Origin of the sequence: Aquimarina sp. MMG015 (assembly GCF_018100855.1) — a bacterium.
In the GTDB taxonomy this organism is placed as follows: Bacteria; Bacteroidota; Bacteroidia; order Flavobacteriales; family Flavobacteriaceae; genus Aquimarina; species Aquimarina latercula.
Genome location: NZ_JAGJEB010000006.1, coordinates 223,929 through 238,254, shown reverse-complemented (window position 1 = coordinate 238,254; position 14,326 = coordinate 223,929). Strand labels below are relative to the sequence as shown.

The 14,326-nt window shown below is 31.1% G+C and carries 14 protein-coding genes; 2 read left to right on the top strand and 12 right to left on the bottom strand.

Going from position 1 to position 14,326, the window contains the following annotated elements; translation table 11 throughout:
• Window positions 1–169: 169 nt before the first annotated feature.
• Window positions 170–361 carry a cold-shock protein gene (locus J8L88_RS13370; protein ID WP_027395563.1) on the bottom strand — a complete coding sequence of 64 codons (192 nt, stop codon included), beginning with the start codon at window positions 359–361 and terminating at the stop codon, window positions 170–172.
• Window positions 362–731: 370 nt separating this feature from the next.
• Here J8L88_RS13370 and J8L88_RS13365 point away from each other — a divergent pair, with 370 nt between their 5' ends.
• Entirely contained in the window at window positions 732–1,667 is a 936-nt protein-coding gene (locus J8L88_RS13365; protein WP_027395562.1) for a hypothetical protein, read from the top strand.
• A gap of 21 nt (window positions 1,668–1,688) precedes the next feature.
• Here the strand turns inward: J8L88_RS13365 and J8L88_RS13360 are convergent, their stop codons facing one another.
• The 11 genes from J8L88_RS13360 to J8L88_RS13310 all read right to left on the bottom strand — a co-directional run bounded on the left by J8L88_RS13360 (window position 1,689) and on the right by J8L88_RS13310 (window position 12,862).
• Entirely contained in the window at window positions 1,689–2,966 is a 1,278-nt protein-coding gene (locus J8L88_RS13360; protein ID WP_118386797.1) for an RNA polymerase sigma factor, read from the bottom strand.
• Window positions 2,967–2,972: 6 nt separating this feature from the next.
• Window positions 2,973–3,320, bottom strand: coding sequence for a YciI family protein (locus tag J8L88_RS13355; protein WP_118386798.1), 348 nt, complete (start codon window positions 3,318–3,320; stop codon window positions 2,973–2,975).
• Window positions 3,321–3,335: 15 nt separating this feature from the next.
• Complete coding sequence (locus J8L88_RS13350) at window positions 3,336–3,683, bottom strand: YciI family protein (protein WP_027395559.1); 348 nt, start codon at window positions 3,681–3,683, stop codon at window positions 3,336–3,338.
• A gap of 74 nt (window positions 3,684–3,757) precedes the next feature.
• The gene (locus J8L88_RS13345; protein ID WP_211060961.1) at window positions 3,758–4,984 is read right to left on the bottom strand and encodes a DUF3999 family protein; all 1,227 of its coding nucleotides are present in this window, start codon (window positions 4,982–4,984) and stop codon (window positions 3,758–3,760) included.
• Window positions 4,968–7,286, bottom strand: a complete 2,319-nt coding sequence (locus J8L88_RS13340) for a DUF2339 domain-containing protein (RefSeq protein ID WP_211060960.1) — start codon at window positions 7,284–7,286, stop codon at window positions 4,968–4,970. The genes J8L88_RS13345 and J8L88_RS13340 overlap by 17 nt, the downstream gene beginning before the upstream one ends.
• 215 nt (window positions 7,287–7,501) lie before the next feature.
• Entirely contained in the window at window positions 7,502–8,263 is a 762-nt protein-coding gene (locus J8L88_RS13335; protein ID WP_211060959.1) for a hypothetical protein, read from the bottom strand.
• A complete protein-coding gene (locus J8L88_RS13330) occupies window positions 8,260–9,024 on the bottom strand; it encodes a YARHG domain-containing protein (RefSeq protein ID WP_118386802.1) in 765 nt (254 codons plus the stop codon). Before J8L88_RS13330 ends, J8L88_RS13335 begins: the two co-directional genes overlap by 4 nt.
• A gap of 527 nt (window positions 9,025–9,551) precedes the next feature.
• Window positions 9,552–10,058, bottom strand: coding sequence for a ferritin (locus J8L88_RS13325; RefSeq protein ID WP_027395554.1), 507 nt, complete (start codon window positions 10,056–10,058; stop codon window positions 9,552–9,554).
• A 229-nt stretch (window positions 10,059–10,287) separates the two neighbouring features.
• Window positions 10,288–10,794 (bottom strand): cupin domain-containing protein, encoded by a 507-nt coding sequence (locus J8L88_RS13320; protein WP_027395553.1) that lies wholly within the window; start codon window positions 10,792–10,794, stop codon window positions 10,288–10,290.
• Window positions 10,795–10,876: 82 nt separating this feature from the next.
• Entirely contained in the window at window positions 10,877–12,070 is a 1,194-nt protein-coding gene (gene sucC / locus J8L88_RS13315) for an ADP-forming succinate--CoA ligase subunit beta (RefSeq protein WP_027395552.1), read from the bottom strand.
• Window positions 12,071–12,226: 156 nt separating this feature from the next.
• Window positions 12,227–12,862: an LON peptidase substrate-binding domain-containing protein gene (locus J8L88_RS13310; RefSeq protein WP_027395551.1), complete on the bottom strand. Its 636-nt coding sequence runs from the start codon at window positions 12,860–12,862 to the stop codon at window positions 12,227–12,229.
• Between the two features lie 178 nt (window positions 12,863–13,040).
• On the opposite strand from J8L88_RS13310, the gene lysA reads away from it, so the two are divergent.
• Entirely contained in the window at window positions 13,041–14,273 is a 1,233-nt protein-coding gene (gene lysA, locus J8L88_RS13305) for a diaminopimelate decarboxylase (protein WP_118386803.1), read from the top strand.
• The last annotated feature ends 53 nt before the right edge of the window (window positions 14,274–14,326 follow it).

Genomic DNA, 14,326 nt, shown 5'->3' with positions numbered 1-14,326 from the left:
GGATATGCTATAAGGAGATAAGAAAGTAAGATATAAAAGTAATCTGGTAATCTCTGGTAATTAAACCAGAACTATTGGCAAATTGCACATATTAGTTGTTAAACTTCGAAAACAAATAAGCCTATCAAAATTGATAGGCTTATTGATTAAAAAAGTTATGTAGTATGTATTAAATTACTTTTACATTTACTGCGTTTAACCCCTTTTTTCCTTCTTGTAGATCAAACTCTACTACATCACCTTCACGAATTTCATCTACTAATCCTGAAATGTGTACAAAATGTTCTTTGTTCGAACCTTCTTCTGTAATGAAACCAAAACCTTTGGCATCATTAAAGAACTTTACTGTTCCTTTGTTCATTGTAAAAATTTATATTAATTATTTAATGGTTTGCAAAGATGATGCCACATAAAACTATTACAAAATGGCATGTCTTCGTTACTTGTAAAGCTACAAATAATAATCATATCTCATTTACGGTAATACCTTTGATTGTTTATTAGGTATTAATTTAGTATCGAAAAAAACAACTTCTCTATACAATGAATGGGATCTACTGATTTTTTCTTTTAAAATTATTTAAACTAGGTAACAAATTGGTACTGTCTTTGATTTATAATTAAAAACAAACTCTGAATACTGCAAATTATTTGAAAAACAACAAAAATAACTTAACTTTAGTAGTACAGTTTGGGAGAATTAAATTAAACAAATACAATCGGTAATAAGGATGAAAAAATCACACATTGTCTTCACTTTCGTATTATTATTTTCTTTTATAGTCAAGGGGCAAACTCCTATCGAAGGAGGATACATAGAACTTAGTAAAGAAGAGTATAATGAACTTCTGGAGATTAATAAAGAAAATGAACTTGATGGTAAATACTACGTAAGAGAGTTAAAGGATAAAAAAGTTATTGGTATTCATAAAATTGAATACAAAAAAGGGAAAAAACACGGAGAATGGGTTCATTTTTTGATTTTTAGAAAAAAAGGTTCTCTAGATTTATCTACGGTAGAAAACTATGAAGACAACGAAAGAAACGGCTACTACTATAACTCTGATAATGGTTTTACTTTTACTGAAGAAGGATATTACGAAAAAGGTGAAAAAGTAGGCCTATGGAACGTTACAAAAAGTGGTTCTAAAGAAAAAATTAACTATAAAAATGGAAAGAAGCACGGTGATTATTGGAGGCAAGATGCATCAGGTGTAATTGTAAAAGGCACTTACAAAAAAGGAAAAAAACTGGATAACTGGACAATTGAAGATCTTTCTGGTAATACCACTACAGAAGTTAATCCTAATATTACACACCAAATTTCTGAAACATCGACTAGTAATGTAGGCATTAAAGCTATTGAAGGTACTATAAAAAAACCTGATGGTTCTGTTGTTCCTATTGCAGTTGTAAAGCTACAATTATCAGATGAATCTTGTGCATACGCATTTTCGGATTATGATGGTAAGTTTAAAATAGAAATTGACACCAATAAAATTACTACCAATAGTTATATGGAAATAGTGATAGATGGCTTTCCTAAAAAGACAATTCCTTTTTCGGAATTCTCTAATCAAAACACAATTGTTCTAGAGAAAGGTCGAAAAAAAGTAAGTTATGAAGCGTATCGTGCTTATTATGAATCCATGAAGAATTGCCAATAATAAATAGGAAATATTGTTTTCTTAGTTAAGAATCCTTGCTATTTTTCGCTTAAGTAAACGTCGTTCAGGTCTTGATTGCGTAAGTTTTATTGCTTTTTGATAATAATCCACAGCATTGTTTGGATTTATCATACGCTCATGAATTTCGCCTAAGATCGCATAATAGAGGTAATAATTACTAACCAATTTATGATCTTCTATTTCCTTAATAGTTCTTAGTGCTTCTTCAGCTCCAAAAAGTTCTAAAACAACTAAACTCCTATTTAAAAAAACAATTGGGTCGCTATCTATTTTTAAAAGTAAATCGTAATATACTAATATTTCTTTCCAATTTGTTTTTGTATAACTTTCAGAAATACAATGTTGATAAGCAATAGCAGCTTCGAGATGATAGGTAGATAAAGATTCTCCAAAAGCCGATTGATTTAAATACTTGTTTCCTTGAGAGATTAATTCCTTATTCCATAAATCTCTATCTTGATCTGATAACAGTATCAACTCACCATATTCATTAATACGACTATCCACACGAGAAGTATGAAATAACATTAATGCCATCAACGCATATACTTCCGATAATTGTGTTTGTTCGTGATCTAATAAAGATTTACACAACCAAATCGCTTGAAAAATTACATCTTTCCTCACCAAATTATCATCGTGAGTAGCATTATACCCCTCATTAAACATTAAATATATAGTACTTATTACTGTTTTAGTTTTATCAATAATCTCTTCGGGTAATGGTATTTTAGGACGTATTTTTCGTTTTCTAAAATATTCTTTAGTTCTATATAATCTTTTAGAAATAGTATCTTCTGAGGTTAGAAAAGATCTTGCAACTTCTTTTGTACTAAATCCACAAAGGGACTTTAGAATAAAAGTAATTTGATTTTCTGGAGAAATATCTGGATGACAACAAGCATACATCATTGCTAAAAAATCATCTTGTATATACTGTTCTTTCCAAAAATTATCCATCGTACTTGTTAATGTATATTCTGAGGTTAACAACTTACGTTCGGGATCCGAAAAATCAATAGTTTTACTGTGTTTTTTCTTCCTTAAAATATCGATTGCTTTATTCCTTGCAGTTCTATACAACCAAGCCTTGGGATTATCAGGTACTCCTCTATATTTCCATGTTTCTAGAGCACTTACCAATGCGTCTTGTACTACATCCTCTGCCATTTCAATATTTTCCGTACCGAAAATTTTAATTAAAACAGCAACCATCTTTCCAGATTCTTGTCTAAAAAGATGGTTTAACGTATTATCTATGTGATCTTCTGACTCCAACTTATACTATTGCTCTAATGGAGCGATTTCGCGAATTTCTACACTACAATCATATTCAAAACTTGGACAACCTTTAGCTATCGTAGTTGCCTGATCTAAAGAATCCGCTTTAATCAGAAGATATCCTCCTACTAGCTCCTTTCCTTCTGCAAATGGTCTATCCATAACTTTCTTGCCTCCTTCTAACAATGTATTTCCTTCACTTATTAAAGGCTGCCCTCCTAACAATCTCTCTTCTTTAGCTAATCCACCCATCCATTCTTGCCATTGTTCCATATGCTTTTGCATTTCACTCGGAGACACCGAACTATATTGTTCTTGTCCTCCTCTAATTAGCATCAAAAACTCTTTCATCTCCTATCTTTTAAATTAAACATCGTCTGGCCAAACTTCTCTGACTTCTACAGATGACTCCCACAGTAATCCTGGACATCCTTTTGCCATTTCTGTAGCTTCATCCAATGTTTCTGCTAATACGGTAATATAACCTCCGACTAATTCTTTAGCCTCGGCAAAAGACCTGTCAGTAATTTTTGTTCCTCCAGGATGAATTGTTTTTACTGCAGGATAAAGGCGTTCTCCTCCAACATATTTTTCTTCTTCTGCCATTTGCCCAATCCATTGCATCCACTTTTCCATGTGTGCATTTTGTTCTTCTTCGGATTTTGCATCCCAAACGTCGTCTCCACCTTTAAAAAGTAACATAAATTGTTTCATACTATAATTTATTTATGGTTTATATGATCCTATGACGAAGTGGTTATAAAGATTTGGACAATTTCTTTAAAAAATTACTTTTTTTTCATCATCATCAGTGTGAAACCTCCTAACAAAGCAATAACAATAAGCATTATAGCCCACAACCAAACTTTATTTTTAAAGAGTGGTTCCACAGTTTTCTCTTGGTTTTTAGGTATTATTTGTTCTGGTCCTAATTGAAGTTTTACTAATTTTCCTGGAACTCTTTCTTTCATGTACTGAAGATCGTAGGATGGTTTATTCACATCTTCATTACCATAAGTCAGAAAATAATTAGCAGAAGTACTAAACCTAGTAATCAACTCATAATCAAAACCTTTAACTACAACCTCATCAATATCTAATGGTTCATTATCCTGATTATTAACAATTATTTTTATCTTATTAGTAATTGTGCTATAAAAGTTAAATTCGTTTTCTTCAATAGAATTTAGAACTCCTGAGGTAATATTTTGATAATTATATTTCCATCCGCTTTCTCTCTGAATACTATCTCTAAGATATTTCACTCGAAAAGGCCTGTAATAATCGAAAGTATTCTTAGTCTTAATTTTTATATGACTTACAGGAACAGGCATTCCTAAATCAATAGTAATTATTGTATTTTTATTTTGTTCTACAATTTCCGTTGATTTAACAGTAAACTTCTTGTAACTACCTCTTTGTTTTTCTTTTAAGGTAATCTCAGCCTTTTTTATATCAGGTGCGTCTTTACCTTTAACAAAAACTCTATAATATGTATACTTAGAGTCAGGGAACTTTAGGGTTGTAAATGAATACTTCGTCAATTCATTGTTAACAGACAACACACGATAATCATCTACAACAGTATACCAATCTTTTAGGTTTTGACTCCCTTCTACCTTTATGAATCTATCAAAATTGTCTTGTTCAAAAGATAACTGAACTTGATTAATTATAGCATCTAACGTAACTTTAAAAGTGATATATGAGCCTTTATCCGTAGTAGATTTATTAACATATTTAAATCCGATATTTTTACTTGATATTTTAGGCTTCTTTTGTTCTAAAAGATATGGCGCCTCTACAGTATCATTTCCCTTAGTAATCCCATAAATTCGTATATCTGAAAGGTCAGAAGATACATTTTTAAAAATCTCATTCGGTAATACGATGGCATGCCAATCATCCGACACATTCAATAATTCTTTTTTGTAGGTATACTTATCAATTTGGGCATAAGTTTGTAAACAAATTAAGAACAATAACAATTGTACAATATTAATCTTTAACCTCATCTGTAATAATATGTTTGTATTTATTATATAAGAAAGAAATAATAAGCAATAATAAACCTAGTGATACAAATACAATTGTTTTAGAAATCGTGTTTAAATGCGCTATATCATATAAAAACAATTTTATGAGTGTGACTCCAAAAAGTATAAAAGCTATTATTCGTATATGTTTTATTTTCTTCCAAAATCCTATAACGATCAATAACAAAGAATATATCCCCCAAAGAATACTTAGTCCTAATTTATCAGAAGAAGTATAACCAGCAATATCTAACCAATGGATTAATTCACTACTCAATAACCAGATTATAGCAATTTGCAGAACCACATCAAAGACAATTGTAAAAACGCCTTTTAGAAAACCTTGTCTAACATATTTATAACTAGCTATTAATAATAAAACACAAAATGCCAATGAAATATATCGAATACCGATATGATACAATCCTGCTTCACCTGTTTCTAAAAGTGTAGGGTCCAAATAACTTTCTCGCAATTCACTCAACAAATACAATCCAGTAGTTAAAAACATCAATAATGCAAACATATTGAGCGCAATATTAATATAACCAAAAACTACATTCTTAATCTTTTTAATATTTACAAAAGATAAAATTGATAAGAAAGCTAAGGTGTAATTAATTAACCAAATTCCCATAAAATCTTCTTGATTACTATCTAAACTACCCCAATAATCAATAATCTCTAAGAAAAAAGTCATATACAAGACAAACAGAAACATCGCTGATATCCAAAGGGAGATTAACTGATACCAAGTCTTATATTTTAACCAAGGAAAAGGATGATTCTCACTACGATGCAAAAAGAGAATATATCCAAAAGAGGCCGCACACAATAGTGAGGTAAGTACCGAAATATTCAAAAACGGAATTACCGAAATTTCATCAGTACCAGGCATATAGGCATATTCTGCATAATACATCCACCAATCCTGAATTAAGCTAAAAAATGTTAAGGCAATAACTGGATATGCTAGTTTTTCATAAATAGGTACTTTTTTAGTCCTTCCTATCCAAAATAACAATGCTGCTTCAGCAGCCCAAAGCAAGGTTACCCAATTTCCGTCTAACTGAACTGGAAATGCAATACTGATAAAAACCAATACCATTCCAGAACTAAAGTAAAATAAATTTCGATCCGCTAATTTTAATCTATAGATTATTACACTAACAATAAAATGTACTATTGCATTTGCTAAAGTAAATACGCCTAATAACTGTGATCCAATTTCATGGTTACTCAACATAGAAAAACCAATTCCATAAAAAACAAATGCATTAATCAACTGAAGTATAACATCACCTGTACCAAATTTTTCTTTTCTATTCAATTTATATACAAGGAACATGAAATAAAATGTGATAAAAAACACTAACAAAAAGGTAAAAGCTAATCCAAAATGAACCTCCGTTTCATAATCCATTACATACCAACTAAAATAAATTAACCACGTAAGTATGAAGGAAGAATAATATAAAAGTTTCCAGTACTTTTTAAAAGATATGATTAAGATCCCTACATTAATAATCGCCATATAACTAAATAAAACGGCTACTTTTCCTGATCCATCACTTAATAAAAATGGAACTGCATAAGCGCCAACTAGTCCAATATGTGCTATGACCTGTTTATTATACTGTATGGCTGCAAATACCGTGAAAATCGTAAATATTACCATTAATCCAAACGTAAACATTTGTGGGATAAGACCATATAAACTATAAGCAAGAAAAGTAATAAAATATAATATAGCCATTGCTCCACTTACCAAAACAGCACTAAAATTCTCATACTTCTTTTTTAGCTTCATGCCTACACCGATCAAACCGATTCCGGTAAGATATCCCAATATAATTCGTGTTAATGGACTAATGAGTTCATTATCTATAGAATATTTTGCACCAATAGCAACTCCTATAATCAGAATAATAACTCCTATCTTACTTATAAGATTCTCTCCAATAAACTTTTCTAAATTAGACTTCCCTTTTGGCTTTTCATCTCGCTTAACCTTAGGCTGAGAAAATGACACCTCTGGTTGTTTTTGTAATAAAGGCTCTTTTATTTCAGCTTTATCTTCTACCTCTTTTAAAACTGGTTCAATAACAGGAGTAGTTATCGTATCTTCGGTTACTTCAACGTTCTTTTGTTCCTCTTCATTTTTAAAAAGAAGAACCTCATTTTTAAGATTCAAAATTTCTCTACGAAAGACCTCTTGTTTATTAGATAGAATTGCTATTTTTTCAAGCAAATCATTAATATACTTTTGATTGTCAGCCATGGTTGTTTAGTTATAAAATGAACATAACGTAGTTACATTCATATTAGAAATATAGGCAAAAAAAGAGTCTTGTTAAAAAACAAAACATCTTCTACCCTATTATACTCAAAGATATAACTAATAGAAAAGAATCAATCCCCTGAAAAAAGGGAAATGTTTTTAGTGGTTTACCGTACAGTTTTAAGTCTATAATAAAACGGCGGAATACTCAGAATTTAAAAACCGGTAGTAAATAAATTTCTAGCTCCCCTAATACCACATTTTTGATATTTATGATATGATTGTGCAGCTCTTTCATCAATCTGTTTACCAGATTCATTCCTAATCCATCCGTCTATTGCTGCTTTTAATGTATATGCTTCTGGTGCCATCAAATGGGTGGTCCATAACACAGGAATTGCTTTAGCTTTTTTAATTTCTGGAGAGAAATAACTTTTGCTATAACATGCCAGAATGATAACATTCTTAGGATTAGCAACAGATTCTTTATAACTGACATCCACACTAAAATCCATCAAACCATCATGACCAACATACGCCAATAAATCAGCTCCTCCTCCAAAATCTAAAGTCATATTTTTTTGAGCAATTTGCAAAGGCATCTGTCCATTAGATGATTTCAAAAAGTGTTCTATACTTTGTTTGATTCTAGCACCGTCATAAGCGTCTGCTAACATATAAACATCCTTACTAACATGTTTAAACAATAATCTTTCTAAAATATAGGGATCCTTAGATGGAATAGCTCTAACTAGTTGCCAATCTTTTGTTTTGCGATTAAAAAATGTTTTTACACCATACCCAGCTCCCCAATAGAGGTTATTTTTAGGGTCCTGACCATTTCCAACGGCTTTTGGCACAGGAACAATACCTTGATTAAGGTTATCGCAAAGGGCTACAAAAACATGAATCGTTCTTACCTTACCAAAAGATAATGCAGAACATAACAAGAAAATCATTAATAAGAGTGATCTCATTGTATAAGACTCAAAATTAATTCCACATTCTTTCTTTCTATAGCAGTTAACTTATCAGCTGCATCAGTATCTGAAGGCAAATACCAAGATTTAGATTCGAAATAATCCTGCCACTTCTTTTTAGTAAACATATATCCGTGCGAAGCAAAAATCTCATTTTTAATAATTGCTAATTCTTCTTCAGTTTTACTATTTAACTCCTCTGCAGTAAAAACTCGATGAGAAAATATATAATTTTCCCTTTCTACTGCTTTTAAATCTGTATAAGGTTTAGAAAAAGTCCCATCTTCTTTTATTGGTTGAAATTCTAACCACATTTTTATTCCAATTTGTTTACCATCTCCGATGCAATCCAATTTTTCTCTAACCTCCTTAAAAACTAACAAATTATTGGATACGAAAACTGACATCCTTGAATCATCAAAAGAACAATCAGCTATTTTTCTCTCGAATGAAATAGTATTAACCCTATCACCAAAAGGAGTAAATGATGTTATAGAAGATTGCTCGCAACTTACTCCTACATTGCAGCTCATTATAGTTGACAGGATAACATAATTATCGGTCTTAACAATTACTTTTCCTGTCAATAAAGCATTTGCTCTTTCTGTAGATTTAAAATCAAAATATTTTAAAGCCAGATCGATTGGAATTTCTTTATTCTGTTCATTAAACTGCTCAAGTAATTTATTAAACTCACTCTCTTGTGCGGTTACTACACTTGTAATAAATACACAAAATAATACTACATATCTTATCATAAAAAAACTAGTTGTATGTAGGCTGGTAAAACTAACAATCTGGGAGATATACAAATCTAAAAAAGATTGGCAAAACCCCAAGGATCTATCAATCTTTTAGTTCATAAATTTTCATTTATATTTCATTTCTCAAAAAGAACTAACTCACTAAACTCTATTTAACAACATTTAGATAAACTATATTAAAAAATATAGATAAACATCTTCTTTCTGATTAAAAACAAAAAAACACGCTATTGCGTGCTTATATAGAATTTATATACTTTAAAGTCCATCTAAAGTTTTGGACATCTTTTGCAATTAGATTTACCTTTTTTCTTGTATTTTTTACAACACTTTTTCTTTTTGCCTCCACAACTAGCTTCACAATTTAATGAAGCACAAGGTGAATATAAAGATGGGATATCAGAACTCTGCACTATTATTTAATTTTTATTGAATCTAAATAAAGCGCAAAAATATAAAAAAAAGATTCTCAAAAAAAGAATCTTTTATTTTTATTTAATGACTTATTAACAAATAGTTATCTACTCTTCTTGCGAATTACTTATCTGAAAAGTATTGATATCTCTATCGAACAAATAGTGTCCTGATTTATCATCACCAATAATCTTTAATTTATCTAATAATGTTCTTGCTACAGCTTCTTCTTCTAATTGTTCTGCTACATACCACTGCATAAAATTATGTACATTATAATCCTTATGTTCTAAACATTGAAAAATAACATTATTAATTTGTGCAGTTACAAACTCTTCACTTTCCAAGAAAATTTCGAACAATTCTCTTAATGATTTAAAATCATTTCTAGGTTTTTCTATAGCAGGAATTACAGCTTCTCCATTTCTTTCATTTATGAATTTGACTAATTTGGTCATATGCACACGTTCCTCTTCTGATTGTGTATAAAAAAAATCTGCTATTCCATTGTAACCATTTACATCTGCCCAACAAGCCATTGAGAGATATTGTGCAGATGCCGTAGCTTCATACTGTACTTGATCGTTTAACGACTTCTCTATTTCAGGTATCATATTTTTATTTCTTGTATTTATAATATTCTAATAATGGTTATAAAAAAGTATATCAAGTAACTATCTCATACATCTATAAAAACTTGTTATAATCAATTTTATGACAATTAAATAAAAGTACACAATTTATAATCCTTTCAATAGCTTTAACTAGTGTTTTCTTCTAATTTAAATTCAGACTATTTAACAACCAAAACTTAAAAAAGATTTCATTTTTAACTTAATAAAGTTACTGACGTGTATATTTTGAAATTGTTCCCGCGTGATCTGGATACTGTTTTATTAAAAAGTTTTTTTCTGCTAACTCAAAATCATCAAAATCAAATCCCGGCGACACAGTACATCCAACAAAAGAATACCCTTCATCATCTTTTACACTTGATGCGAACCAACTGTTAGCAGGAACAACTAATTGTGGTGATTCTCCTTGATCTAAATTCATTCCTACGGCATGCTTGATATATTTTCCTTCTGGAGTTATTACATGTACATATAATGAACTCCCTGAATAATAATGCCACATTTCATCTTGTTTTATTTTATGAAATGCGGAAAAATTATCTGATGTCAATAAAAAATAAATCCCCGTACAATAGTTCCTATCTCCAGAGAACTCTTCAGCTAAAACATCTTTAGGAATAACTCCTTTACTTCTATATGTCTCTTTATAAAACCCTCCTTCAGGATGTGACTTCATATTTAATTTTTCAACTATTTTTCCTACTTCCCTATTCATAACAGTATGTTTTTATCTAAAAAAAAGAAGCGATCCAAATAATGGATCGCTTCAAAATATTGTATAAATTTATTTATATAAATTATGCAAGTACTGCTTGTACTTTATCAGCAGCTTCTTGGAACTGCACTGCACTCTGTACATCTAATCCACTATTATCTATTAATTCTTTAGCAATATCTGCGTTGGTACCTTGCAAACGAACTATAATAGGAACATTAATAGCATCACCCATATTTTTATAGGCATCAACTACTCCTTGTGCTACTCGGTCACAACGAACAATTCCTCCAAAGATATTGATCAAAATTGCTTTTACGTTCTCATCCTTAAGAATAATTCTAAAAGCTTCTTCTACACGTTTAGCATCTGCTGTACCTCCAACATCAAGGAAATTTGCAGGTTCTCCACCAGCTTGCTTAATTAAATCCATTGTTGCCATTGCAAGACCAGCACCATTTACCATACATCCAACATTACCATCTAGATCTACATAGTTCAGTCCTACTTCGTTCGCTTCAACTTCGATTGGATTTTCTTCGCGAATATCTCTCATATCCACATAGTTCTTATGTCGATATAATGCATTATCATCAATAGTAACCTTAGCATCAACTGCCATGATCTTATCATCACTTGTTTTTAAAACAGGATTGATTTCAAACATTGAAGAATCAGATTTCACATACGCAGTATATAATGCCATCACAAACTTGGTCATTTCTTTAAACGCAACACCACTTAAACCTAAGTTAAATGCTACACGTCTTGCCTGAAAAGGTAATAACCCTACTGCAGGATCTATTTCTTCTGTAAATATTAAATGCGGAGTTTCCTCGGCAACCGTTTCGATATCCATTCCACCTTCTGTAGAATACATAACCATATTACGACCTGTAGTACGATTTAATAATACAGAAACATAAAATTCGTCTGGTTCACTATCTCCAGGATAATACACATCTTCTGCAACTAATACTTGGTGTACTTTTTTTCCTTCAGCAGATGTTTGAGGAGTTATCAAATTCATCCCAATGATCTGTCCTGCAATATCTTCAACTTCTTGAAGGTTTTTAGCAAGTTTCACACCTCCACCTTTTCCTCGACCACCGGCGTGTACTTGTGCCTTAATCACATGCCACCCAGTACCTGTTTCTGCAGTTAATTGTTTTGCAGCAGCAACTGCTTCTTTAGCATTCTGTGCAACAATACCTCGCTGGATGCGCACACCAAAGCTACTTAATATCTCTTTACCCTGATATTCGTGTAAGTTCATAGTCTTATTTTTTGCCTTTTGAATAGGAGTTCCAAAAATAGGAAAAGTGAAGTTACTGTGCCAATCTTTTCGGGTAAAAAAAGTTATACAACAGAAGCTCTTATATTATCTCAAAAAATAACATAAAAATTTAGTTGAATTCGAATTATGAATAACTTATAATTTAAAATCTTCAAAATCTAAAGGGTCAAAATTCTTAAAATGTCCATTCATTTTAATTACTTCTTTAGCCCTATTCATTTCCCTCACTACAGGAATTGTAATTTTTAGATGCCCAATGAGATAATTAAGACGTTCTAATTCGCTTCTCAACTTTAACAAATGATATTCTTGATGTAATGCTAAGCCTACCTTATGTGCTACTTGGTAACTTATAAATGGTATATTGAATATTGGAGGTTTCTCTATAGTGAGCTCTACATAAAGAATTGCTATATTTTTTAATAATTCTTCTTGTAACTCTTCTATCCCATTTTCATTATCCTCCAAATATTGTACTTCACCGCCAGCATATAATTTACCCGGAAGTTTGGGAAGAAAACTTTCAATTTTAAATACTCTAGTACCTAAACATACCACATCGCTACCTCCATCTGGATATCTTTTCTCTACTTTTTGCAGAGTAACTTCGGTACCATATTCAAGCTTCTTATCAATAAAAGTTGGCACTCCAAAAGAGATACCTTCCTCTTCACAATCAGAAATCAACTGTTGATATCTCTTTTCAAAGATATGGAGAGGCAATCGTTCGCCTGGATATACAACCATTTGTAAAGGAAAGAGTGCTAACATTTTTTTATTTAAAAATACTAAATAAACCACTATGATATGTATGATATCTGTTCAAAAAGTAAAAATTCGTTATTTGAAGCTTATTTTTTTTTGGATTACATAATTTTATACTAATTACGCGGCGCTTAGAGGAAATCTATAGCAAAAATAGTAATTTCGTAAGCTTAATTTAATTACCATGGAAAACGCAAATTTATTAGCAATCGCAGAAGAATTTGGGAGTCCTATATACGTTTATGACTCCGAAAAAATTGTTTCACAATATGAACGCCTAACAAACGCTTTTAAACAGGTGAAACATGTTAAACTTAACTATGCCGTCAAGGCATTGTCTAATCTTGCGATTTTAAAACTAATGAATTCATTAGGTGCTGGATTAGACACTGTATCCATACAAGAAGTCAAATTAGGTTTATTAGCAGGTGTAGAACCAGCCAATATAATATTTACTCCTAATGGTGTATCCTTAGAAGAGATTGAGGAAGTTTCTGAAATGGGTGTGCAAATAAATATTGACAACCTATCTATACTGGAACAATTCGGAACAAAACATCCAGATGTACCTGTTTGTATTAGAATTAATCCCCATGTTATGGCTGGAGGAAATAGCAAAATCTCAGTAGGTCATATTGATAGTAAGTTTGGAATATCTATCCATCAAATTCCACATATTCTAAGAATTGTAGAAAACACAGGTATGAATATCAATGGTATTCATATGCACACTGGTAGTGACATTCTGGATGTTGATGTATTTTTATATGCTAGTGAAATCCTTTTTGAAACTGCTAAAAACTTTAAGAATTTAGACTTTATAGATTTTGGTAGTGGTTTTAAGGTTCCTTATAAAGAAGGAGATATTGAAACTAATATAGAAGAATTTGGAAAAAAACTAACAAAACGCTTTAATACCTTTTGTAAGGAATATGGTAAAGAATTAACTCTTGGTTTCGAACCAGGAAAATTTTTAGTTAGTGAAGCTGGATATTTTCTTGCCAAAGTTAATGTAGTAAAACAAACTACTTCTACTGTTTTTGCTGGAATTGATAGTGGTTTCAACCATTTAATAAGACCTATGTTTTACAATTCTCATCATGAAATTATTAACGTATCGAATCAGACTGGTAGAGAACGTTTTTATTCCATAGTAGGATATATATGTGAAACGGATACATTTGCCACCAATAGACGAATTTCTGAAATTACAGAAGGTGACATTATCGCTTTTAAAAATGCCGGTGCTTATTGTTTCTCTATGGCCAGTAATTATAATTCTCGTTTTCGTCCAGCAGAAGTCCTTTGGCATAATAACAAAGCACATTTGATTCGTAAACATGAAACTTTTGAAGATCTTACCAAAAATCAGGTAGACGTAAATATATTTAATAAGGCTGAAGCAACTGCTTCATAGCACATTTTAATCTTACACAAAAAAATGCAGCAAGTATCAATTTGCTGCATTTT

Bases quoted from the DNA above. Each gene is read 5' to 3' on its own strand.
- sucC (WP_027395552.1), bottom strand. From the start codon at position 12,070: ATGAACTTACACGAATATCAGGGTAAAGAGATATTAAGTAGCTTTGGT.
- J8L88_RS13365 (WP_027395562.1), top strand. From the start codon at position 732: ATGAAAAAATCACACATTGTCTTCACTTTCGTATTATTATTTTCTTTT.
- J8L88_RS13340 (WP_211060960.1), bottom strand. From the start codon at position 7,286: ATGGCTGACAATCAAAAGTATATTAATGATTTGCTTGAAAAAATAGCA.
- J8L88_RS13310 (WP_027395551.1), bottom strand. From the start codon at position 12,862: ATGTTAGCACTCTTTCCTTTACAAATGGTTGTATATCCAGGCGAACGA.
- J8L88_RS13350 (WP_027395559.1), bottom strand. From the start codon at position 3,683: ATGAAACAATTTATGTTACTTTTTAAAGGTGGAGACGACGTTTGGGAT.
- J8L88_RS13330 (WP_118386802.1), bottom strand. From the start codon at position 9,024: ATGATAAGATATGTAGTATTATTTTGTGTATTTATTACAAGTGTAGTA.
- lysA (WP_118386803.1), top strand. From the start codon at position 13,041: ATGGAAAACGCAAATTTATTAGCAATCGCAGAAGAATTTGGGAGTCCT.
- J8L88_RS13320 (WP_027395553.1), bottom strand. From the start codon at position 10,794: ATGAATAGGGAAGTAGGAAAAATAGTTGAAAAATTAAATATGAAGTCA.
- J8L88_RS13355 (WP_118386798.1), bottom strand. From the start codon at position 3,320: ATGAAAGAGTTTTTGATGCTAATTAGAGGAGGACAAGAACAATATAGT.
- J8L88_RS13370 (WP_027395563.1), bottom strand. From the start codon at position 361: ATGAACAAAGGAACAGTAAAGTTCTTTAATGATGCCAAAGGTTTTGGT.
- J8L88_RS13345 (WP_211060961.1), bottom strand. From the start codon at position 4,984: ATGAGGTTAAAGATTAATATTGTACAATTGTTATTGTTCTTAATTTGT.
- J8L88_RS13335 (WP_211060959.1), bottom strand. From the start codon at position 8,263: ATGAGATCACTCTTATTAATGATTTTCTTGTTATGTTCTGCATTATCT.
- J8L88_RS13325 (WP_027395554.1), bottom strand. From the start codon at position 10,058: ATGATACCTGAAATAGAGAAGTCGTTAAACGATCAAGTACAGTATGAA.